The organism is Microvirga sp. 2TAF3, assembly GCF_052114965.1.
Classification (GTDB): Bacteria; Pseudomonadota; Alphaproteobacteria; order Rhizobiales; family Beijerinckiaceae; genus Microvirga.
In genome coordinates, this window is record NZ_JBFRFT010000001.1 from 358,363 (window position 1) to 380,994 (window position 22,632).

At 63.8% G+C, this 22,632-nt stretch carries 19 protein-coding genes; 8 read left to right on the forward strand and 11 right to left on the reverse strand.

The features are described 5' to 3' along the window. Window positions 1–234: 234 nt before the first annotated feature. On the forward strand, window positions 235–1,443 hold the full coding sequence (locus AB4Y97_RS01610; RefSeq protein WP_441997241.1) for a winged helix-turn-helix domain-containing protein: 1,209 nt from the start codon (window positions 235–237) through the stop codon (window positions 1,441–1,443). A gap of 262 nt (window positions 1,444–1,705) precedes the next feature. Here AB4Y97_RS01610 and AB4Y97_RS01615 read toward each other — a convergent pair whose 3' ends face one another. Further along, window positions 1,706–2,128: an OsmC family protein gene (locus AB4Y97_RS01615; protein ID WP_441997405.1), complete on the reverse strand. Its 423-nt coding sequence runs from the start codon at window positions 2,126–2,128 to the stop codon at window positions 1,706–1,708. A gap of 268 nt (window positions 2,129–2,396) precedes the next feature. On the opposite strand from AB4Y97_RS01615, the gene AB4Y97_RS01620 reads away from it, so the two are divergent. Further along, a complete protein-coding gene (locus tag AB4Y97_RS01620; protein ID WP_441997242.1) occupies window positions 2,397–3,032 on the forward strand; it encodes a DUF1345 domain-containing protein in 636 nt (211 codons plus the stop codon). 60 nt (window positions 3,033–3,092) lie between these two features. On the opposite strand, the gene AB4Y97_RS01625 is transcribed toward AB4Y97_RS01620, so the two are convergent. Together AB4Y97_RS01625 and AB4Y97_RS01630 are read right to left on the reverse strand one after the other, a co-directional pair. Then, complete coding sequence (locus AB4Y97_RS01625; RefSeq protein ID WP_441997243.1) at window positions 3,093–3,638, reverse strand: regulatory protein RecX; 546 nt, start codon at window positions 3,636–3,638, stop codon at window positions 3,093–3,095. After that, window positions 3,635–4,372 carry a phosphatase PAP2 family protein gene (locus AB4Y97_RS01630; protein ID WP_441997406.1) on the reverse strand — a complete coding sequence of 246 codons (738 nt, stop codon included), beginning with the start codon at window positions 4,370–4,372 and terminating at the stop codon, window positions 3,635–3,637. Before AB4Y97_RS01630 ends, AB4Y97_RS01625 begins: the two co-directional genes overlap by 4 nt. Before the next feature lie 287 nt (window positions 4,373–4,659). On the opposite strand from AB4Y97_RS01630, the gene AB4Y97_RS01635 reads away from it, so the two are divergent. After that, window positions 4,660–5,772: a UdgX family uracil-DNA binding protein gene (locus tag AB4Y97_RS01635; protein WP_441997244.1), complete on the forward strand. Its 1,113-nt coding sequence runs from the start codon at window positions 4,660–4,662 to the stop codon at window positions 5,770–5,772. Here the strand turns inward: AB4Y97_RS01635 and AB4Y97_RS01640 are convergent. Then, the gene (locus tag AB4Y97_RS01640) at window positions 5,738–7,045 is read right to left on the reverse strand and encodes a cation:proton antiporter (RefSeq protein WP_441997245.1); all 1,308 of its coding nucleotides are present in this window, start codon (window positions 7,043–7,045) and stop codon (window positions 5,738–5,740) included. The genes AB4Y97_RS01635 and AB4Y97_RS01640 overlap by 35 nt on opposite strands. A 119-nt stretch (window positions 7,046–7,164) precedes the next feature. Between AB4Y97_RS01640 and AB4Y97_RS01645 the strand changes: the two genes are divergently transcribed. Next, the gene (locus tag AB4Y97_RS01645) at window positions 7,165–9,285 is read left to right on the forward strand and encodes a transglycosylase domain-containing protein (RefSeq protein WP_441997246.1); all 2,121 of its coding nucleotides are present in this window, start codon (window positions 7,165–7,167) and stop codon (window positions 9,283–9,285) included. 111 nt (window positions 9,286–9,396) lie between these two features. Then, window positions 9,397–10,542 carry a hypothetical protein gene (locus AB4Y97_RS01650; RefSeq protein WP_441997247.1) on the forward strand — a complete coding sequence of 382 codons (1,146 nt, stop codon included), beginning with the start codon at window positions 9,397–9,399 and terminating at the stop codon, window positions 10,540–10,542. A gap of 81 nt (window positions 10,543–10,623) precedes the next feature. Here the strand turns inward: AB4Y97_RS01650 and AB4Y97_RS01655 are convergent, their stop codons facing one another. From AB4Y97_RS01655 to AB4Y97_RS01670, 4 genes are all read right to left on the reverse strand, one after another. Further along, window positions 10,624–11,076, reverse strand: coding sequence for a GNAT family N-acetyltransferase (locus AB4Y97_RS01655; RefSeq protein ID WP_441997248.1), 453 nt, complete (start codon window positions 11,074–11,076; stop codon window positions 10,624–10,626). Between the two features lie 119 nt (window positions 11,077–11,195). Next, entirely contained in the window at window positions 11,196–12,383 is a 1,188-nt protein-coding gene (locus tag AB4Y97_RS01660) for a multidrug effflux MFS transporter (protein WP_441997249.1), read from the reverse strand. A gap of 187 nt (window positions 12,384–12,570) precedes the next feature. After that, window positions 12,571–13,314, reverse strand: coding sequence for a M48 family metallopeptidase (locus AB4Y97_RS01665; RefSeq protein ID WP_441997250.1), 744 nt, complete (start codon window positions 13,312–13,314; stop codon window positions 12,571–12,573). A gap of 76 nt (window positions 13,315–13,390) precedes the next feature. Then, the gene (locus AB4Y97_RS01670) at window positions 13,391–14,653 is read right to left on the reverse strand and encodes a polyhydroxyalkanoate depolymerase (protein ID WP_441997251.1); all 1,263 of its coding nucleotides are present in this window, start codon (window positions 14,651–14,653) and stop codon (window positions 13,391–13,393) included. 232 nt (window positions 14,654–14,885) lie between these two features. Here AB4Y97_RS01670 and AB4Y97_RS01675 point away from each other — a divergent pair, with 232 nt between their 5' ends. Beyond that, window positions 14,886–16,244, forward strand: a complete 1,359-nt coding sequence (locus tag AB4Y97_RS01675; RefSeq protein ID WP_441997252.1) for an ActS/PrrB/RegB family redox-sensitive histidine kinase — start codon at window positions 14,886–14,888, stop codon at window positions 16,242–16,244. Window positions 16,245–16,325: 81 nt separating this feature from the next. Continuing rightward, window positions 16,326–16,883 (forward strand): ActR/PrrA/RegA family redox response regulator transcription factor, encoded by a 558-nt coding sequence (locus AB4Y97_RS01680; protein WP_441997253.1) that lies wholly within the window; start codon window positions 16,326–16,328, stop codon window positions 16,881–16,883. Between the two features lie 218 nt (window positions 16,884–17,101). Here the strand turns inward: AB4Y97_RS01680 and AB4Y97_RS01685 are convergent, their stop codons facing one another. From AB4Y97_RS01685 to AB4Y97_RS01695, 3 genes are all read right to left on the reverse strand, one after another. After that, on the reverse strand, window positions 17,102–18,502 hold the full coding sequence (locus AB4Y97_RS01685) for a calcium-binding protein (RefSeq protein ID WP_441997254.1): 1,401 nt from the start codon (window positions 18,500–18,502) through the stop codon (window positions 17,102–17,104). 150 nt (window positions 18,503–18,652) lie between these two features. Next, window positions 18,653–19,150: an MmcB family DNA repair protein gene (locus AB4Y97_RS01690; protein ID WP_441997255.1), complete on the reverse strand. Its 498-nt coding sequence runs from the start codon at window positions 19,148–19,150 to the stop codon at window positions 18,653–18,655. A 71-nt stretch (window positions 19,151–19,221) separates the two neighbouring features. Then, window positions 19,222–19,776 (reverse strand): hypothetical protein, encoded by a 555-nt coding sequence (locus tag AB4Y97_RS01695; protein WP_441997256.1) that lies wholly within the window; start codon window positions 19,774–19,776, stop codon window positions 19,222–19,224. A gap of 299 nt (window positions 19,777–20,075) precedes the next feature. Between AB4Y97_RS01695 and AB4Y97_RS01700 the strand changes: the two genes are divergently transcribed. Beyond that, a complete protein-coding gene (locus AB4Y97_RS01700) occupies window positions 20,076–22,601 on the forward strand; it encodes an ABC transporter ATP-binding protein (protein ID WP_441997257.1) in 2,526 nt (841 codons plus the stop codon). Window positions 22,602–22,632 lie beyond the last annotated feature (31 nt).

The window sequence follows — 22,632 nt, forward strand, 5'->3', positions numbered from 1 at the left end:
GGGTTCCAGAGCCCGGCCCAGCCGGGCTGTGGATTGTCGCTGCCCTGCCATCCTTGGCGGCCGTCAGGCAGGGAAGGGTATCCATAGCGCCACGGGTGAGATGGACACCCCTCCCCTCCGCTTTCGCTTCGTTCCGGGAACCACAGAGATACGGGCGGAGTGGATATCGCGCGAAGCGGGTTGCGGGATACCGCGACATGGCGCTAGCTGTGCGAAGTTCTTCAAATGTTCGCCATGGCTCCCCGCACCCGCTTCTCCCTCGCCCAAGTTTCCCTCGCCCAGGCCCGCCGTATCGCGCTCGCCGCCCAAGGTTTTTCCGACGGGCGCCCCGATGCGCCCACATCCCGCCATTTCGCCCGGGTGCTCGCCCGGTCGAACCTGCTTCAGATCGATTCGGTCAACGTGCTGGTGCGCGCCCATTACATGCCGCTCTTTTCGCGGATCGGCGCCTATGACCGGGACCTGCTCGAAAAGGCCTCCTATCATCCGAAGAAGCGCAGCACCTTCGAATATTGGGGGCACGAGGCGTCCCTGATTCGCCTCGACCTGCATCCCCTGTTCCGCTGGCGCATGGCCCGCGCCGCGCGGGGCGAGAGCATCTATGGCGGACTTGCCCGGTTCGGACGCGAGAAGCGTGCCTTCATCGAGGAGGTGAGACGCGAAATCGCCACGCGAGGACCGATGGGCGCGGGCGAACTCTCCGGCGGCGGCAAGGGCCAAGGGTCCTGGTGGGGCTGGAGCGACGGCAAGCGAGCGCTCGAATGGCTGTTCTGGGCCGGTGAAGTCACCACGGCGACCCGGCGCGGCTTCGAGCGCATCTACGATCTGCCGGAGCGCGTGCTGCCCTCCGCCGTGATCAACGCACCGACGCCATCGGACGAGGAGGCGCAGCGGGAATTGCTGCGCCTGTCGATCCGTGCTCTCGGCATCGCCAGCGAGCGCTGCCTGCGCGACTATTTCCGCCTCGAGGCGGCGGATGCCAAGGCCCGCATTCCCGAACTGATCGAGGCGGGCGATCTTGTTCCCGTCACCGTCGAGGGCTGGAACGGGCCGGTCTATCTCGATCCCGCGGCGCGCATCCCGCGCCGGGTCGAGGCGCGGGCCCTCGTCTCGCCTTTCGATCCCATTGTCTGGGAGCGCACGCGGACCGAGCGCCTGTTCGATTTCCGCTACCGCATCGAGATCTACACGCCCGCCGAGAAGCGCGAATTCGGCTATTACTGCCTGCCCTTCCTGCTCGGCGAAAGGATTGTCGCCCGGCTCGACCTGAAGGCCGACCGCGCCACGGGACGGCTCCTCGTCCATTCGATCCACCCGGAAACCTCCGTCCATCCGGCCGAGATCGCCCCCGCCTTGAGCGATGAACTGCGCCTCATGGCAGAATGGCTGGGGCTTGATGCCATCGCCGTGCCGAAGGATTGGGCGAAGCGGCTGGGGGTTTAGCGGGTTCTACTCTTCCCTCTCCCGGATCTCGGGTGTTCCCGAGATCCGCTTCATCCTGCGCCAGTCGGGAACACCCAACTTGCGGCGGGGAGGGATCGAGGATGGGGGTGGAACGACCAGGTGAGCAGGGTGGAGGGAGAGCTGTAGCGGCCTTGAGCCCTCACGCATTTAACACAGCGCTTCGACTTTCCGCCCCCCACCCCTGCCCCTCCCCGCAAGGGGGAGGGGAGGTGCGCCCGGAACGACGAAGGATCCCCAACCCTCAAGCCAGGGTGAAATCCATCGTGATGTCGGCGTTGAGGACCTTGGAGACCGGGCAGTTCTTCTCGGCGGCGCGGGCGAGCTCCTCGAACTTGGCGCGGTCGATGCCGGGCACCTTGGCCTGAAGCGTCAGGGCCGATTTCGAGATCTTGAACCCGTCGCCTTCCTTGTCGAGGGACACGGTGGCTTCGGTGGCGAGTTCGGTGGGAGTGAAGCCCGCGCTCTGGAGCTGGAAGGCCAGGGCCATGGTGAAGCAGCCCGCATGCGCCGCGGCGATCAGCTCCTCCGGGTTGGTGCCCTTCTCGTTCTCGAACCGGGTCTTGAACGAATAGGGCGTGTTCGACAGAACGCCGGAATCCGTGCTGAGTTGGCCGCTGCCATCCTTGCCGGTGCCCTGCCATACGGCCTTCCCCTTGCGATTCATCATGATCTCCTTCGCCAGTTGCGTTCGGTCATCTAGAGCATCGTGCGCAAAAGTGGACCCGGTTTTGCGCTTAGAACGATGCTCTCATCAGGGGAAAAAGTATCGGATGATCCTAAAAGTGGAATCCACTTTTGGGTCTGATGCTTTAGGACAGTTTGCTGAAGCCTCCAGTCCGGCATGCCTTGCCATCTTGGCGAATGTGTCCGGCGCATCATCTTGAGGACGGTTTCGGCCTGGGCGAATCCTCCCGGGCCGAAGGATGTGAACCATGACCCAGCTTGCTCGCCTGCATTCGCGGCTTCTCGGCGCCACGCTCGTGGCCGTCGCCATCTTCATGCTTCTTCCGGGCAACTGGCAGCCCAATTCACGGGCGCTGGTGGGATGGGATGCCGGCGTTGTGACCTATCTGGCCCTCGCCGGATTCATGGCTAGCCGCTCATCCATCGGCCAGATGCAGGAGCGGGCCAAGCTGGAGGACGAGGGAGCCACCATCATCCTCATCCTGATCCTCGTGGCCGCCATTGCCAGCCTCGGCGCCATCGCAATAGAGCTGCACGGCATTCACGACGATCCTGCGGGCCAGCCTTTCCGGGTCACCATCGGCGTCGTCACCATTTTCTGCTCGTGGTTCTTCGTGCACACGATCTTCGCCATCCACTACACTCACGAATATTACGGCGACCAGGGCGAGCGCGGCGGCCTGACCTTTCCCCACAGGTTGAAGCCGGATTATTGGGACTTCATGTATTTTTCCTTCAACTTCGGCGCTGCCGCCCAGACCTCGGACGTGGTCATCGTCTCCAAGCGCATGCGCCGCCTCGCGCTGGGGCACGCCATTCTGTCGTTTCTCTTCAACACGACGATTCTCGCGCTCGCGGTCAATGTGGGGGCGAGCCTGATCTAGAGTATCGTGCGCAAAAGTGGACCCGGTTTTGCGCTCAGAACGATGCTCTCATCCGATGCTTTAGCCTGCGTTATCCTCGCGTTCGCCGTCGACGATGCGCCGGGCGATGTCGAAGGAAAAGCCGGCCCGCGCCAGGGCCGCGAGATCCTTGTCCCGATAGGGCGCGCGTTCGCCGGGCCGGTAGGGCCCGAGCTTGCGGCGGCGGGCCAGGGCGCGGGCGGCCTGTTCCTCGTCGCCCTCCTCGCCCTCGAGCGCCGTTGCGATAGTCGCCCGGTCGATACCCTTGAGCGAGAGCTTGGCGCGAATGGCGCGGGCCGAACCGCCCCGGCGGCGCAAGGTCGCGACGCGCGCCTCCGCATAGCGGGTGTCGTCGACAAGTCCGCTGCGCAGGCTTTTTTCCACCACCTCGTCGATGGCCTCGTAAAACTCAGCCGGCTCCTCGCCGCGCAGGCGGCAGCGCTTGTCCACCTTGCGCTTCAGCACACGGCGCAGATTCTCGGCCGAGGAGGCATAGCGCTCGAGATAGGCCATGGCCGCCCGCTGCAGATAGGCGGGCGTGACCTTGCGCGGCGGTTTGCGGGTGGGCTTGATCGCGTCATCCATCATGATGGCGACGAGGTCTCGCCCGGCTTCTCGACCTGACCGCGCCGTTGCAATTGCAGCGCCACGAACCAGCACAAGGACGCCCAGGCCGCGCCGACGGCCCAGCCGCCCAGCACGTCGCTCGGCCAGTGCACGCCGAGATAGATGCGGCTTACCCCCACCAGCAAGGTGATGGCGACGGCAAGGCCCATGATGAAGGCCTGCATCCGCCGGCGTTCCTGCACCCGGGACAGCAGCGCCCCGAGCGTCAGATAGGTCACGGCGGAAAGCATGGCGTGGCCGCTCGGGAAACTCGCCGTGTAGACGCGGGCCGCATGCGGCACGAGATCGGGACGCGGCCGCTCGAAGCCGAGCTTGAGCCCCGTCGAGAGCAACGTGCCGCCGATCACCGCCACGGCCACGAGAAGGGCCGCGCCCCGTTTTCCCGCCATCAGCAGATAGACGAAGGCCGAGACCGTCACGATGGTCAGGATGGCGTAGCCGCCAAGCCCCGTGATATCCCGCGCCGATTCTTCCAGCCAGCTGGGTCCGATCGGGTCGGCGAGATTCTGCGGATTGCGCAAGGAGAGCAGGATGGCGCTGTCGAAGGCATGCGTCTCGCCCTCAAAGACTTCTCCCGCAATAGCGACAAAGGCCCAGGCGAAGAAAGCGCAGCCCGCCAAGGAAACCAGGGGGCCGATTTCGTTGAGATGCAGGCGGACCCAGAGGCGCGTGGCGGGAGTCAGCAAAACGTTCATCGGATAAGAATAGGGTTGTCCGTCCGCGCTGGCGAGAGTGTCGGACGTTTCAGCCCGACGGAAAGCTTCGCGGCCCGGGATTCTGATGGCCGCCTCGATCCGCTGCAATCCGATCTGGCCGTTCAACGATCCCATGCGACCTCACGCCCCGCCTGAACCTCTCGTCCCGAGGTCCTTCCTTTGATAGAACAAACAGCGAACATATAGACGGCTATGAGCTTGCAACGCAACCATCCTTCCGAGGTTGTGCAAGTGGAGCCCGGCCCGGAACGGCAGAGGGAGCGCCTATGACACTCCATCGCATCACCCTGAATTGCGGCGCGGATCTCGATGGATTCCGCCGGGCGGTGCGCCGGCTGATCGGCGAGGAGCTGGCACCTCAGCATGTGCTCTGGACCATCTCCGATGAGCCCGATCTGTTCGGCGAGGCCGGCGAGGGCGAGGCGCCGCCGGTCTCGCTGCCCCGCGCCGTCGGCGAACTGATCGGCCTTGTCGTGCATCATCGGGATCCAGAACGCTACGCCCTGCTTTATCAGCTCATCTGGCGGGTCCTGAACGGCGAGCGCGAACTCCTCGACATCACGAGCGACCCGCTCGTCCACCGGCTCGACCTGATGGCGCGGGAAATCCGGCGCAACCTGCCGCAGGCCGCGTCGATGGCGAGCCCGATCCAAACCGCGCGCCCAGGCGTTGAAAGCATGATCGAGCAGGAGCCCGCCATGCCCGCCAAACGCAAACAGGACCACACCTCCGAGGCCGCAGGGGATCACATGTGGGATCGGGAGCCGAAGACCCTTGAAGAACTCAACGCCGCCATCGCCAAGGCGGGTCCGCTGGTGCCCGGCGCGACGCAGGCAGTGTTCGGCGAAGGCCCGGATCATGCGGATATCGTGTTCGTCGGCGAGCAGCCGGGCGATCAGGAGGATTTGCAGGGCCGCCCCTTCGTGGGGCCCGCAGGCAGGCTGTTCGACAAGATCATGAAGGAGGCGGGGATCGACCGCGACAAGGTCTATCTCACCAATGCGGTAAAGCATTTCAAATTCGAGCAGCGCGGCCACCGACGCATCCATTCCAAGCCGACGGCGGGCGAGGTGAAGCATTACCGGCCCTGGCTGATGAAGGAGCTGGAACTGATCAAACCGAAGCTCGTGGTCGCGCTCGGCGGCACGGCCCTTCTCGCGCTCACAGGCAAGCAGACGCCGATTTCCCGCTCGCGCGGGCGGGCGAAATTCGGGAATTGGGACGGCTACATCACCGTGCACCCATCCTATCTGCTGCGCCTGCCCGACGAAGAGACGAAAAAGCAGGCCCACGACGTCTTCCTCAAGGACCTCGTCCATATCCGCGATCTCGCCAAGGCCGATCTCAAGACAGGCGAGCTTCCCCTCGCGGCGGAGTAGGACGCGCCTCGGCCTTCCGGGCCATGACGCTCCGGTGCCGGTCGAGCCGGTTCATGGCAGGCGTCACCGTGACCCCGTGCAGGACGATGGAGACGAGGATGATGAGGCCGGTCGTGCTCCAGAGCAGATCGGGCTTTTCGAACGCGCCCCTCTGCAACCCGTAGGCCAGGTAATAGATCGAGCCGATGCCGCGGATGCCGAAGAAGCTGATCGCCCATTTTTCCGGGGCGGGCCGGCTGACGCCGAGAAGCCCGATCCAGCCTGCGAGAGGCCGCACCAGGAAAATCGCCAGGATCGCGAAGGCTGCGGATCCCCAGGTCAGGCTCTCGAACAATCCGCCGCCCGTGATCACGCCGCCCGTGAGCACGAGCAGCACCATCATGGTGAGACGCTCCAGCTCCTCGGCGAAATCGTGCAGGCGCCGGTGGTAATGATGCTCGTGCTGGGTGGAGCGGAGAGCGAGCGCCGCCACGAAGACCCCTAAGAAGCCATAGCCCTTCACGATCTCGCAGAGGCCGTAGACGAGACAGGTGATGCCGAGCGCCACGAAGCCGACGCCGGTGCGGGAGAGGCGGGCGCGATTGGGCAGGTGAAAGGTCAGCCAGCCTAAGATCCGGCCGGCGAGATAGCCGATGCCGGTACCGGCCGCGACCTTCCAGACGACCGCATAGGCCAGCCACTCCGCGAAAGTCCTCAGACTCGTCTCGTGGACGAAGAAAATCGCCAGAAGCACGAAGGGAAAGGCGAGGCCGTCGTTCAGCCCGGCTTCGGAGGTCAGCGAGAAACGGACCTCGTCCTCCTCCCCACCCCCGGGCGGCCCCACCTGCACGTCGCTGGCGAGCACCGGATCCGTCGGTGCGAGCGTGGCGGCCAGGAGCATGGCGGTGGCGAAGCCCAATCCTAGCAGAGTCTGGCCAAGGAGGACGAGGGCGAGAATGGTCAGGGGCATGGAGATGCCGAGAAGACGCCAGGTCAGCTTCCAGCGCCGCCAGCTGAAGGGACGGTCGATCTTCAGTCCCGCGCCCATGAGCGCGATGATGACCACGAACTCGCTCAGGTGCTCGACGAGCTTGATCTGCTCTCTCGGATGGGGAATCACCCCGGGAATATGCGGAATGGCGAAGATCGCCGCGCCCAGGGCGACGCAGAAGATCGGCAGCGTCAGGGGCAGCTCCTTCAGCACCATGGGCAGCCAGGCGGTGAGCAGAACCACCATCCCAAAGACCGTGAGGACGACGACATAAGGATCCATGAGGAAGCGAACGCCCTGCAAACTCGGCAGTTCCGCTGTGGATTCCCAGTTTAACCGCCCCTTAAACCGCCACAATTACAGTGCCTCAGAGCATGCTATGGAAGCCGGAGAATGCCGGCAGCATGATGACGGGGTAAGACGTGGCGAACGGACGTGACCGGCGCGAGCCGGTCTTCGAGACGCCGGCCACCGATGCGGAGGCGTTGGATTTTCGCCTTTCGCCTGAGGATCGGGCAGGGGGCAGAATGGCGCAGAAGCGCGCTTCTCAGGGCGGCGGGAATCCATCGCCACGGCGCACGACGCGTCCGAAAAAGGCGAAGCGCAGGCGCGGCGGCTCTTTCCTGAGCAAGCTCGTCTATGGCGGAATCGTCCTGTGCCTGTGGGGAATCATCGCCGTCGGCGGCATCGTCGCCTATTACGCCGCGCAGCTCCCCCCCATCGACCAGCTCACCGTGCCGAAACGGCCGCCGAACATCGCCATCATGGCGAGCGACGGCACGCTTCTCGCCAACAAAGGCGAGATGGGCGGGCGCACCGTGTCGATCAAGGAGCTGCCGCCCTATCTGCCCAAGGCTTTCGTCGCCATCGAGGACCGGCGCTTCTACGACCATTGGGGCATCGACCCCGTCGGCATCGCCCGTGCGATTTTCCGCAATCTCAGCCGTCGCGGCGTGGCCCAGGGCGGCTCGACCCTGACGCAGCAGCTCGCCAAGAACCTGTTCCTGACCCAGGAGCGCACGGCCTCGCGCAAGATCCAGGAGGCGATCCTCTCGCTCTGGCTCGAGCGCAACTACACCAAGGACCAGATCCTCGAACTCTATCTCAACCGGGTCTATTTCGGCGCCGGCGCCTATGGCGTCGAGGCGGCCGCCCAGCGCTATTACGGCAAGTCGGCGCGCAACGTTTCGCTGTCAGAAGCAGCGGTTCTCGCCGGTCTCGTCCAAGCCCCGTCGCGACTCGCCCCCAACCGTAATCCGGAGGCCGCGCAGGCCCGCGCCGAACTTGTGATCGCGGCCATGAACGAGCTCGGCTTCATCACGCCGGGCATGACGAAGACGGCCCTCGGCGCCCCCGCCCAGCCCACGCGTCCGCAAGGGGCGGGCTCGGTCAACTATGCTGCTGACTACGTGATGGACGTGCTCGACGATTTCGTCGGCACGATCGAATCGGACATCGTGGTCTCGACCACCATCGACCCAGCGATGCAGGCCGCGGCCGAGCGCGCACTCGTCGACGAGCTGAACGCCAAGGGCCAGAAATTCAACGTCAACCAGGGCGCATTCGTGGCCCTGCAGCCGGACGGGGCGCTGAAAGCCCTCGTCGGCGGCCGGAATTACGAGACGAGCCAGTTCAACCGGGCGACCGTCGCCCGCCGCCAGCCGGGCTCGTCCTTCAAGCCCTTCGTCTATCTCACCGCCATCGAGAAGGGCCTGACGCCCAATACGGTGCGGGAGGATTCGCCCGTCAACTACAAGGGCTGGACGCCGGAAAACTACGACCGCGGCTATCGCGGCGCGATCACCTTGCGGGATGCGCTGGCGCTGTCCCTGAACACCATCGCCGTCAAGCTCAACCTCGAAGTCGGGCCGAAGGCAGTGGTGCAGACCGCGCAACGCCTCGGTATTTCCTCGCCGCTCCAGGCCAATCCCTCGCTCGCGCTCGGCACATCCGAGGTCACGCCGCTCGAACTGGTGAGCGCCTATGCCGCCTTCGCCAATGGCGGCACCGGGGTGACTCCCTATGTCATCGCCCAAGTGAAGACGACGGACGGCAAGGTCATCTACAAGCGTCCCTCCGGGGGCGGCCTCGGCCGAGTCATGGATCCGGGCGCGGTCGCCATGATGAACGACATGATGCACAACACCTTCGTCATCGGCACGGCGAAGAAGGCGCAGATCCCCGGCTGGGTCATGGCCGGCAAGACCGGAACGACGCAGGACTACAAGGATGCATGGTTCGTCGGCTTCACGGGGTCGCTGGTGGCGGGCGTCTGGCTCGGCAACGACGACGGCGCGCTGACGAAGCGGGTGACCGGCGGCAACCTGCCGACCGAGGTGTGGCACAGCTTCATGAAGGTTGCGCTGAAGGATCAGCAGCCCGTGCCCCTGCCCGGCGGCGAAACCTTCCAGCCGGGAGGCACACCCGTCGCCGATGCGGGAGCCAGCCGCGGCTACCCCGCCCCCCAGAATCAGGACGGCTGGATCGCCCCGGCACACAATCCGCGCCAGAAGAACCTGCTGGAGCGGCTGTTCGGATTGTGAGGATTGCTTACAGCTTGCAGCTTGCAGCTTGCAGCTTGCAGCTTGCAGCCTCCAGTATAGTTATACTATAGCACAAGAGCTAGAAATCGCTTTACTGGAAAGACTGGCTGCATGCGGGCATTTATCTGGGGAGCACTCGCCGTTCTAGGAGCGTTTCCCGCATTGGCCGACTGTCGCGATGACGCGTGGGCCGCCCGCAGCAGGATCGAAGCGTCGGGCCCCTATCGTTATGAGAGGCATGTCTGGAATCAGAATTTCAGGCGCCAGGAATGCGGCGTTATTGATCCGGGCCGAGCTGAACACGAATATCCTTGTTCGGACCGGGCCTACGGGCAGTACGAAGTCATCGTCATCGACAGCAAGGTTTGGGAGAATGACGGTCTCGGATGGTTTCCGTCAGGAGAGCGGTTGAATTCGTTTTCGCTTCCCGAGCTCTTCGCGCGCTTCAAGGAAGAGGCAAGCTGCCTTGGCGTGGTAACGGAGGATGGACGCACATTCGAAAAATACCTATTCGCGAGCAAAGAAGGCAAAGCCTCAATCGCACGGCTTTTCGTCGATCCATCGAGTGGTTTGCCGGTCCGAATGGAGTGGGATGGATCGGTCAATAGCGTCACCACCTATACCTATGATCCTGCACTTCGAATCGAGATCCCGGCAGTCGACCTCGAACAGCGGCGCGCAACGTCCCTCGCACGCTTCGACGCGGCGGTGAGCGCATCCGATCCCGCCTGTCGCGCGAGATTTTTTGAAACTGTTGAACGGGGACGCAAAGCTTCGTTTCGCTTCTCACGCCAAGGTTTCATGTCGCACGATGGCGGCACTATGGGAGCGTTCTCGCCTCCTTTCTCGTTTCGTTTTCATCACCTCGATCTCAGTCAACATTATCCCCCTAGGGATGCCACATACATCGCTGACGATCCTTGGGCGGGGCCGAACGGGTATGATGAGACGAAGGTCTATGCTGACCTCAAGTATCTCAGGTGGGAGTTGATGCCCCTTCCGGACGAGGTCGGCGGTACGCGCTGCATGGGAAAGGACCTGGTCGAGGGGCACGAGTACGATGTGATCGACTATGATATCTATGGAGATGATCATTCTGCGAAACGTCTGATCCAGACTCGACGGATGCAGATCGATCCGATCAGCCGATTGCCCATCCGCATCCAAATCCAGCGCCCGGATTGGCACGACCCATCTCAGCAAAGGTTTATCGACATCCAAACCCGCCATTACGAGCCATTTGTCGTAACCCGCTGAGATGATGATGCCGTTTCGCAACCCTTCACATTTCTAACAGGCACAGAGGCAAGGCGCAGGTAGGGCGGCGTCGCTTCACGCTCACGGCCGCAGCAGCTTCGTCATGTAGACGCGCCTGAATCCCTTCTCCTCGGCGCGATGCGTCTCGGCAAAACCCATCCGCGCATAGAGCGCCAGGTTCTCGGTCATCGCTTCGTTCGTGTAGAGGCGGATGGCCGCGCAGCCCGCTTCGCGCGCGGCTTTTTCGGCGAAGGTCAACAGCATCCGGCCATAGCCGCGCCCCTGCGCATGCGGATCGACGGCGATGTTGTCGAGCAGCATCGCGGTCTCGTCCGGGATCAGGACGAGGATACCGCGAATCTCATCCTCGTCGACGAGAACATGAACCCGCCTGTCCGCAATGAGGGCGGCATAATCGTCCAGCATCGGGCCGGGCTTGCGTCCGATGCGGGACACGTAACGCGCGTAAGCGGATTGGACGATGGCTTCGATCGCTTCGCGATCATCCGGGCCGGCGATGCGGATGTGGCTCATGCCTCATGCTAAGGCCTCGGATTCAAAAGTGGAATCCACTTTTGGGATCATCCGATGCGTTCTTGAAAGGAGAACATCGGATGATCGGAAGCCCCGTGGAAAGACCATTTCCGTATACCTCAGCCCCGCCGCGCCCGTCCGGTCGAGAGGAAGACCGTCAGCGCCAGGGTGCCCGTCGCTGCGATGGTGAGCGGAAGCGGCAATGCGGAGGCGCCGAGATTCTGGCCCAGCACGATGCCGAGGATGGCGGCGAAGGTCATCTGGCAGATGCCGAGCAGGGAGGAGGCGGCGCCCGCCCGTTCCGGGAAGGGCATCAGCGCCGAGGCCATGGATTGTGGCATGGTGAGGCCGACGCCCAGCGCATAGATCGTCATGGGGCCGGTAATCGCCATGAACGAAGCAACCCCGCCCGCGACCAGTGCGAGCATCGTCACGCCGCCGATGGCGAGGCAGGTCACTCCGAGCCTGATCGTCCCGTCGAGGCCGCGCGGCCCGACCAGACGCTGCGCCAGGAAGGTGCCGGTAATATAGCCGATCACCATGAAGCCGAAGGAGAAGCCGTAGGCGAGCTGGCCGAGGCCGTAGATGCCTTGAAGCACGAAGGACGAGCCGGAGATGAAGGCGAAGAGGCCGCCATAGGTCAGCATGGAGAGGCACACATAGACCCGGTAGCCGCGATGCCTCAGCAGGGTGCGAAAGCCCCTGATGATGGTAAAGAACGACACCGGCATCTCGGACCTCTTCCGGATCGACTCGGGCAGGCGCCAGGCCACGATGGCGGCGATGGCGCCGCCGCCCAGGATCGTGACGATGAAGGTCATGCGCCATCCGCCCCCTTGCGCGATGAGGCCGCCGATGACCGGCGCGATGGCCGGAACGACGCCCATGATCGTGCCCATGCGCGACAATTCCCGTCCGGCGCGCGGACCCTCGTAGAAATCGCGCACGATGGCGCGGGCCAGCACGATGGGGCCGGAGGCGCCGAGCGCCTGCACGAACCGGGCCAGGATCAGGGTCTCGATGGTGGGCGCGACGGCGCAGACGAGGCTCGCCAGGGTGAAGAGCCCGAGGCCGAACAGCAGCACCGGCTTGCGGCCGATCCGGTCGGAGACGGGACCGTAGACGAATTGCCCCGCGGCAAAGCCGAGAAGAAAGGCCGAGAGGGTGAGCTGGGTCTGGCCGGTGCTTGCGCCCAGATCCGCCGCGATGGACGGCAAAGAGGGCAGATACATGTCCGTCGAGAGCGGCCCCAGCGATGTGAGAAGCGCCAGGACGACGGTCAGGGCGAGCGTATCGGGCTTGAGCATGGCACCAGCGGATGAGAGGCGGGACGGATTGGCCTAGAGCGTGATCAGGACAAGTGGAATCCGGTTGTCCGTATAGATCATGCGAAGACAAAAACTTAGAGCTTGGTCATGCCCCTTGAAACATGACCAAGCTCTAAGCCGAAATCCTTCGTCTGTCATCTCATACAATCTGGCGAGGAGATCCGCTTCAACCGAACCGGTGCAGGGCGCTGCCATAGGTTTTCAGCCAGGCTTCGGCCTCTTCCGTGCGCGGGCAGAGATCGTGCACGAGCTTCCAGAACCGGTGGGAATGGTTCAGTTCGCGCAGATGCGCGACCTCGTGGGCGGCGAGATAATCGAGCACGAAGGATGGCGCCATGATCAGCCGCCAGGAGAAGCTCAACGCTCCCGTCGCCGAGCAGGAACCCCACCGGCTCTTGGTGTCGCGCACCGTGATCCGCTTCGCCTTCGCGCCGAGCGCGGCGGTGTGGCGCTTCACGGCCTCGGCGAAGTCGCGCTTGGCCTCGGTCTCGAGGAAATCCTGCACCCGGCGCGCCACATGGGGCCGCTCGCCCGAGACGGCCAGGATCGGGGCACCGTCGCTGCCCTTGGTCGCCTGGGTCGCTCCCCTAACGTTCGACCAATGGACGATCCTATGCGGCACGCCGCGAAGGGGCACGAGAGAGCCGGGCTCGAACAGCACCCGCATCGGCACCTTGGCGAGCCTTGTCGCGATCCAGCTGCCGTGACTGTCGGCGAAACGCTGGGCAATGCCGATATCCGTCCGCTCCGGAATCGTCAGCACGACTTCACCCGTCGCGTTGGAGACGCGCAAGGTGATCCGCTTGGCGGTCGGACGGCGTTTCAAGGCCACCTTAAAGGCTTGGCCTTCATGGGAAACTTTGAGATGAGGGGGGTCCGCAGGGATGCGGCGGAACAGGGCGAATCTCATGTCCGCAATCTGCCCCGCCGGGGATTCTTTGTCAGCGCAGCCGTTTGCCGCTGCCGTGAACCGATCCAGAACGAAATTAGGGGGTTGACGGCTTTTTTCGTGGCGTTCCTTTGTCGTGATTCTCAGTGAATTCAACGATTCGAGGAGCGATTTCAGCCCGGAAACGAGATCCGTTGAAGACGCCATAATGGCCGACACCCTTTTGCAGATGGTAGACCTTCTTGTCAGTCGGCAGGTTCGGCGTCAGATCGAGCGCCGCCATGGTCTGACCGATGCCGGAAATATCGTCCCGCTCGCCCTCGATCGCCATGATGGCGCAGGTGCGGATCGACATCAGGTCGACCGGCTTGTCACGGTGCATCATCTCGCCCTTCGGCAGCTCGTGCCGCACGAAGACCTTGTCGACCGTCTGGAGATAGAATTCGGCGGTCAGGTCCATGACGGCGAGATATTCGTCATAGAAGTCCCGGTGCTTCTCGGCCGAATCGCCGTCGCCGTCGACCAGGTGATCGAACATGTCCCAATGGGCGTTGACGTGCCGGTCGAAATTCATGGCCATGAAGCCCGAAAGCTGCAGGAAGCCCGGATAGACGCTGCGCCAGAAGCCCGGTTGGGACGGCGGCACCTTGGTGATGCAATGCTGCTTGAACCACGCGGTGCCACGCTCCTCCGCCAGCTGGTTGACGGCGGTCGGCGAGCGGCGCGTGTCGATGGGGCCGCCCATGAGAATCATCGAGCGGGGGGTGCAGGGGTCGTTCTCGGCCTCCATGCGGGCGATGGCGGCGATCACTGGCACTGCGGGCTGGCATACCGCCATCACGTGAAGATCCGGCCCGAAGGACCGGAACATGGCGATCATGTAATCGATGTAGTCGTCGAGATCGAAGGAGCCCTCCGCCAGGGGCACCATGCGCGCGTCGGCCCAATCGGTGATCATCACCTGATGGGTGGGCAGGAAGGTCTCGACAGTGCCGCGCAGGAGCGTCGCATAATGCCCGGACATGGGCGCGACGATGAGCAGCTTCGGCTGCGCCTTGGCGCCGCTGAAGGCCCTGTCGAAGGAAATCACGTCGCAGAAGGGACGTTCCCAGACGATGCGCTCGTTAACGGGGACCGTCTTTCCGTCAATCTGCGTCGCCGCAAGGCCGAAGGCGGGCTTTTCGTAGCGCCGGGTCGTACGCTCGAACAATTCGCAGGCCGCGGAGACGGTGCGGCCATAGGTGGTATTCGTCAGAGGATTATCCGGATTTTCAAACAAAGACTTCGTAACGTCGGACGCGGCACGGGCCGGCCCAAGCAGCCAATGGGCCGTCTCATACCAATAATAGGAAAGGTTCATCTAAAATCCCCAAACGGTCGGACGTCCTGTTTCCTTGAAAAGCCAAGCCGGACTTGTTCTCAACCATAGCCTTAAGATGAAAGTTCCTGATTCCAAATGCAAGGGCACGCGACATTCAGGCGAATTCTTAGGATTTTTAGGCGGATTGGAACCCTTAAGTATCGGAAAACAGGAAAATTTATGCTGATTTTCTTGCTTGGCGAATGAAGCGGCGGCCCTATCCTGTTGGGCTATGGTCGACACCCAACCGATGCGCCTTTCCCACAATGCCCGCCAGCTGCGACTGGACACCCTGGTGCGCCTGCGATGGCTTGCCATCGCAGGTCAGGCGGCAGCCGTGGCGATCGTGCGGTTCGGGCTGGGGTTCGACCTCCCCTTCGGCCCATGCTTCGTGGTGATCGCCGCCTCGGCCATCGTCAATCTGATGCTGCGCATCGAATATCCGGCCAGCCATCGTCTGAGCGACAATGCCGCCACGATCCTGCTCGCCTTCGATACCCTGCAGCTCGCTGCGCTGCTCTATCTGACCGGGGGCCTCGAAAATCCCTTCGCGATCCTGTTCCTGGCCCCCGTCCTGATCTCCGCCACCGCCCTGACGCCGGAGCGGACGCTGGGGCTCGGGCTCCTGGCGGTCGGGCTGGCCACGCTGCTGGTGCTGACGCACCGGCCCCTGCCCTGGTTTCCGGGACAGTCCCTGTCCTTGCCCTTCCTCTACGTCACCGGCATCTGGACGGCGATTCTGCTCGGCACGGTCTTCATCGGCATCTATGCCTGGCGCGTGGCCGAGGAGGCACGCCAGCTCGCCCAGGCGCTCGCGTCAACGGAACTGGTGCTCGCCCGCGAGCAGCATCTCTCGCAGCTCGATGGATTGGCGGCGGCGGCAGCCCATGAGCTCGGCACGCCGCTGGCCACCATTGCCCTCGTGGCGAAGGAGCTCGACAACGCCACGCCCGCGGACAGCCCCTTCGCAGAGGATCTCAAGCTCCTGCGGGAGCAGGTCGAGCGCTGCCGGACGATCCTGACCAAGCTGACCTCCATGGGCCAGGAGGAAGGCGACTTTCTGGAAACGATCTCGCTCGGCCATCTGGTGGAGGAGATCGTCGCGCCGCAACGGGCCCTGGATTTCGATGTCCGGGTCAAATGCCATGGGGAAGGACCCGAGCCCATGGTCCGCCGCAATCCCGGCGTCGTCTACGGCCTGTCCAACATTCTCGACAACGCGACGGATTTCGCCGAGAGCCAGGTCGCCGTCGAAGCCTCATGGACGCCCGAGGAGGTCTCCATCGAGATCCGGGACGACGGGCCGGGCTATGCCCCGGATATCCTGCTCCGGGTCGGAGAGCCTTACGTAACGACCCGCAGCGCGGCGAAGCGCCAGGAGAGGGGCGACGAGGAAGGCGGATCGGGCCTCGGGCTGGGCCTGTTCATCGCCAAGACGCTCATCGAACGATCCGGGGCCCAATTGATCCTGACCAATGCTCCTCCGCCCACAACCGGAGCCATTGCACGGATCGTTTGGCCGCGTCGCGCGTTTGATCAGGGTGCGGCAATATTGCCGCAGGTCGAGATGGGAGGAAACCTCACGAAATAGAGGAACAATTCCCATATGAAGGAACGGGCCGCATGGGCTCGTCTTTCAAGGAGTCTTCTCAGGATGCAAGGAGATGTTCTGATGGCCGACGCGCCTATGGCGTTCGAAGATCGTGCCGACAAGAGCCTCTTGATCGTGGACGACGATCGTCCCTTCTCGACTCGCCTTGCCCGCGCCATGGAAACCCGCGGCTATCAGGTTCGCGTGGCGGAAAGCGTGGCGGAAGGATTGGCTGCGATCGAAAGCAACGCACCCGCTTTTGCCGTGATCGACATGCGTCTTGGCGACGGCAACGGCCTCGATGTGATCGAGCGTCTGAAAAACCGCCGCCCGGATGCCCGTGGCGTCATTCTCACCGGCTACGGCAACATCGCCACCGCCGTCACCGCCGTGAAGATGGGCGCCTTCGACTACCTCGCCAAACCCGCCGACGCGGATGAAATCCATGCGGCCCTCATGGCAAGCCCCGGCGAACGGGCGACCCCGCCGGAAAACCCCATGTCTGCCGACCGGGTCCGGTGGGAGCACATTCAGCGGGTCTACGAATTGTGCGGCCGCAACGTGTCGGAGACGGCGCGACGGCTCAACATGCATCGCAGGACCCTGCAGCGGATCCTGGCGAAGCGCGCGCCGCGTTAACCGACGAGCGTGACGGGGAGCCGGAACGGACGTTGGAAACGAAATTCCGACCTTCGCTCGGAAGCTGGCGTCATCTTTTTATGTAAGCGCCTGAGTGCTGCTCAGCGCATCGTGCGGAAAAGTGGGCCCCACTTTTCCGCACGATGCGCTCTTGAAGGAAGAGAGCATCGGATGATCCCAAAAGTGGACGCCACATTTGGGCCCGGAACTCTAGCCGCTCAGAGATAGAAGTCGCTGGCGGCAAGCTGTGCGGCTTTGATGCCCGTCAGAGTGATCGTGGCGTTCGTCGCCAGGGCGATTTCAGCATGACCGGCAGCGTTGTCACGGATCGTCACATCGGCAAAGGCTTTGAACCCATAGGCTGTCAGATCGATCTTATCGCCCTGGGCGTGCGAGAAGTCGGTGATCGTGTCCAACCCGTCGCCCTGGGCGAACACGAACCGATCTGCCCCGCCGCCACCGGTGAGCGTGTCGTTGCCCATACCGCCGTTTAGCGTGTCGTTGCCGCCCAAAACGTTGGCGCCCACGATTGCTCGGAAGTCGCCGTAGATTTTATCGTCGCCCGCACCGCCGGAGAGTGAATCGCTGCCGCCGACCGCAAAATCCAATCCGGTAAAGGCATCTCCGGCGATCTCGTCGTTGCGCGCACCGCCAATGATCAGGTCATTTCCGCCGACGGTGTGGTCGGACATGCGGTAAGCATCTCCCGCGAGAGAGCTACTGAACGAGCCGCCTCCTCCGTAGATACGATCGTCGCCACCGCGGGCAGACCCACTCATGACGTAAGCATCGCCATATGAGCGGGCGTCCTCCAAGGCGCTATAGATCACATCATTGCCGCCGCGCGTTTGATCCGTCATGGTCCAGGCGTCGCCTAAGCACCACGCGTTGCCGCTTTTCTCGGCGTGCAGAACATCGGCTCCACCCGTCGCATTTCCGGACATTTTCACCGCATCGCCGTGCAGTTTCTCGATCTGATCAAAGGATGTGCCGGAATGAAGCGTGTCATTGCCGCCGCGTGAAGAGCCATCCATGCTGTAAGCATCGCCACGCAAATCGTCGTCCAGCTCGCCACCGTTCAGATAATCGTTGCCGCCGATGGCCTTGTCATGCATTTGCGTGGCATCGCCGATCAAGATGTCGCGCCCATTGTCGCCGTACAGCTTGTCGGCTCCGCCACGGCTTGAATTCCACATATAGGCCGCGTCGCCGACGACGACATCGTAACCGTTATCGCCATGAATGATGTCGGCACCGCCCTTCGCATAGCCGCGCATGACATATGCGTCGCCATAGAGGGCATCCCATCCCTCGTTCCCGCGGATCGCATCATTGCCGCCCCTCGCATAGCGCAGGAGCGTAAAGGCATCGCCGTAAATGTAATCCTTGCCGGCGCTGCCTGTGCCGGCGTCGCCGTAAATGTAATCGTTGCCGCCGATACCGGACAACGTGATCGTCATCGCATCGCCGAAAATCTTGTCGTTGCCGCCGAAGCCGAAAATCTTGTCGTTGCCGCCATAGCCGACGCTCAGAGTACCCGCGGTATCGCCATATATCGAATCGGTCGACGGAGTGCCCTTTAGGATATTGATGCCTCGTGTGCCGACGATCGTCGCCATGGAATTATCCTCCGTGTATTTCCATGGCGATATAAAGCAATAACATTGCTTATACAACGTCAGGTGCAATGCCGCCAACGCATATTCGAGAACATCGCTTCATTGCCTGGAGACGCTTGTTAGAGCCTTCAAGTCTCTCAGGATAAAGCTTCAGAGCCTCCCATCGAGAACACAATCCGGGTCTGCCAGCGCGTGCAGGGTAAGAGCCGCCGCCCGGGCGAAGCGCAGCGTCACGGCCTTGCGGCGGGCGCCGGCCAGGGGATGGCGCAAGGCCTCCCGCATGATGGCGGCCCCGAAGCTGTCGGCAACGATCAGGCCGCGATCCTCAGGCAGGATGTCGAAGGGCACGGTTTCAGGAATCGCGAAATAGAATCTGTCGCAGAAATCCTCGTAATCCGGCCATTTCAGATCGGCGCGAAAATCCGCCACGCTCGACTTGATCTCGACGATGGTGAGCGAGCCGTCCGGCGCCAGCGCCATGATGTCGGCGCGCCGGCCGTTGCCTAAGGTGAATTCCGGCATCGTCACGTGGCCGAGTTGCGCGAACAGGCGGCGCACGCCGCGCTGCACGCCGGCGGCAACGGGGGACTGGCGGCCGTCAGGAAGAAGGATGGGACGAGACGGATCGAGGGCAGGCGAATCGGACATGCCTCAAGACTATCCGCCGCCGTATCGCCTGCAACATCACGATTGTCGCGCTTGATCCATCGACGCGCCCGTCAATGCAGCATCAGGTTCTGCGGCGCGAGATCCTCAAGAATCTCACGCAGGTCCTCCAGATGCGGATTGATCGACAGGGCGATCTGAAACGCCGCCCGCGCCTCGTTGAGATGGCCGTGGCGGAGGCAGATCTGGCCGAACCCGGAAACGGCCCCGAAATGGCGCGGCTCCAGTTCGAGCGTCTGCGCGATGTCGCGCAGGCTGTCCGCATCGCGGTTTTCGATGAAGGCGAGCGTGGCGCGCTTGTTCCAGGCCTCCGCCCAGTCCGGATGGCGGGAAACCAGATGGTCGAGAAGCGGGCGGGCCTGTTTCAGGGCGCCGGAGGCCAGTGCCTCGATCGCCGCTCCCATGGTCTCCTCCGCCACCCGATCCTCGTGTGAGGCCCAGATCGCCCAGATCAGATCCTCGATATCCTCTGCCGGCCGCTCGGCCTCGTTTTGCGACAATTCCCGGAAAAGCCCGGTCAGGCGGCCGGGCATGCCCGGCGCGGGGGCGCGGTATGGCAGGTCGAGGATCAGCCGGAAGACCGGATCGAGCGGCAGGGACGATATCATGACGGTTCTTTAAGGATCCTCCGTCGCAAATGCGGCAAAGAGTGACAGGTAGAGACAGGTAGAGTCGGACTTCCCACTGTCGAGAGGAAAAGGAGGACTTTGCCGGATCATGCCCCAAGGACATGCGGCAGAGCCGTTACACGGCGGTTCTTTACCGACCCTTGGGCGAAAAGTCCTCTATCGTTTTGATAAGACGCATCTTCTTTCGTAAGACGGAGATCCCCTTTTGCCGAAAAGGCTCTGGTCGTTGCCGCCGGGCTTGGCTAACGTCAGGATAACGACCGAGCCTGGGAGCTGTCATGGAGCGCGATCCGCTGCGCCTTACCTGGAGAACGAGCCCGTTCCGTCACCTGTTGGGTTTTCTTTTCCTGGCAGCGGCGGGGGGACTGCTCGTGCTCGGCTTCGATCTTATCCGCATCGCCGTGGACCGGACCATCGGCACGGGGGGGACGGCAGGCCCGTTCCTGCGGATCGCGTTCAGCCCGCCTGAGATCGTCGCGCGGGAGCCGCTCGTGCTGTTTCCCGGCTTCGACCTGAGCCCGGAGGCCCATATCCAGGCCACTATCGTCGCCGTGGTGATCGCTCCCCTGTTGATCGCCCTCCTCCTGATGGCGGTCAATTGGCTGACGGTCGGGATCGGCACCCGTGCCCTGTCGCGGGTTCTCTCGCGCGTTCTCGACGCGGTCCTCAAGGCGCCCTCCTCGGCGGGGGATGAGATCTCGGCGACCGTCACGCTCGCCAGCGATGCCTTGGCACGCGAGAGCAGCATGCTCGGCTCGGCCCTGCTCTCCTCCCTGCGGCAGGGCGGCATGATCGGCCTGTCCTTCGCCTATGTGCTCGTCACCGACTGGCACATGGGCGTGACCCTGGCCGTCGCGCTCGTTCTCTGCAGCATCCTGAACGCCCGCCGGGTTACCTTGAGGCTCGACGCCGCCAAGGCCCGCCGCCGCGAGGGAGAGGGCATCGAGGCCGCCTGGACCGATCTCACCCATCGCATTCCGGCCCTGCGCGCCCACGGCACCGCCACTTTCGAGCGCGAGCGCATCGGCAGGACCCTGGCGCAACGCCACCACCCGGTCGAAAAGCGCGAGCGCCGCCTGGCCCTGGAGGATGCCTTCGCCGCGGCGCTGCTGCTGCTGGCGCCGATGTCCGTCCTGGCGGTGGCGGCGTGGTTTTCCGGCTCGCGGCCCCTGACGGCGGGAACCCTTGCCGCCTGCACCCTCGCGGCCTCGCTGGCCGCCTTCGGCGTGCGGGAGCTTGTCCAGTGGCAGCGCCTCATCGACCGCACGCGCATGCTGCTCGCCGACCTGGCGCAGAGCCTGATCGGCCTCCAGCCGCGCGACCGGCATCCGGCCACGGTACCGCTGCCGCAGAGCGGAGCCCTCGTGGCGCAGGGCATCTCGGCCTACGATCCCGCCAGCGGCGCCCGCATCACGGGAGTCGATCTTCGCATCGCTTTCCCGTCCCATGTGGCCCTAGTCGGGGACGGCGATGCCGGCCCGCGCGTTCTCGCCGCCCTCATCGGCGGCGAGCTTTCCGCGTCGACAGGGCGCCTGACCTATGGCGGCGTCGATCTTGGCGCGGCCGACCCGGTTTCGCGCGCCCATCGCATCGCGCTGGCCGGCGAAACCGTCCTGATTCCCGGCTCCTTGCGCGACAATCTTCTCTATGGCACCGCGACGCCCTCCGCCGAACTGGACAAGAGGCTCTCGGACGCCATTGTGACTGTAGGCCTCGAACGCCTGACCCATTCCCGCGGCCTCTCGGGCACATTGGATCCCCACCGCGAGCCGCAGCTTGCCGCAGCCCTGGTGGAAACCCGCCGCGACGTGCAGAAGGCGCTGGCGCACGAAGATTTGGACCGCTTCGTGGATCCCTTCAATGCGGAGCGCTACAACCATTATGCCACGATCGGCGAGAACCTTCTGTTCGGCAAGGCGATCGGCGACACGTTCCGGGAGGACCGGCTTGCGGGCCATCCCTTCGTGCGGGCGATCCTGGAGGCGGAAGACCTGACCAAGCCGCTGGCGCGGATCGGCCTGTCGGTCGCGACGAGCATGATCGAGATCTTCGCCGAGATCCCGGACGGACACCCGCTATTCGAACGGTTCTCGTTCTTCTCGGCCTCGGACCGCACCTATTTCGAGGATCTGGTCGAGCGCCGCCGGGAGAACCGGCGCGGCGTCCAGACCGGTCGCGACCAGGAGCGGCTGATCGGGCTTGCCCTGCTCTACAACGAAAGCCGGCACCGCCTCGGTCTCCTCGACGAGGCCATGCAGGCCCGCATCGTGGCCGCGAGGGCCGATTTCGCCCGCATGCTGCCGGTCAGCCTGCAGCCGGCCATCGAGTTCTATGACGAAAGCCGCCTCTGCACGGCGGCGAGCGTGCTGGACAACCTTCTCTTCGGCCGCATCGCCGCCGATCAGGCCGGTGCGGGAGAAGCGGTGCAGAAGGTGATCCGGCGCGTCCTGACCGAGCGCGGTCTCGACGACGACGTCTCGCGCATCGGCCTGAACATGCCGATCGACATTCAGGGCAACGACCTGACCTTGAGCGAGATCGCCGCCATCGATCTGGTGCGATGCCTCGTGCGCCGGCCCGACATCCTCGTGGTCCAGCGGGCGCTCGACGGCCTGCCGGGCCCCGTCGCCGACAGGCTCGTCGCCAATCTCCGCCGCGCGATGATCGGACGGGGTCTCATCCTCGTCACGCCTGAAATCACACCCGCCATGGATCATCCGGCCCTCGATTCGGTTATCCGTTTCGAAAGGGGCGAGCCGGTGGAGGACACCAGCAGGAATCAGCCGGAGGCCTTAAGGGCATGAGAGAAATGACCTCGACGATCGGCCCAGCCCC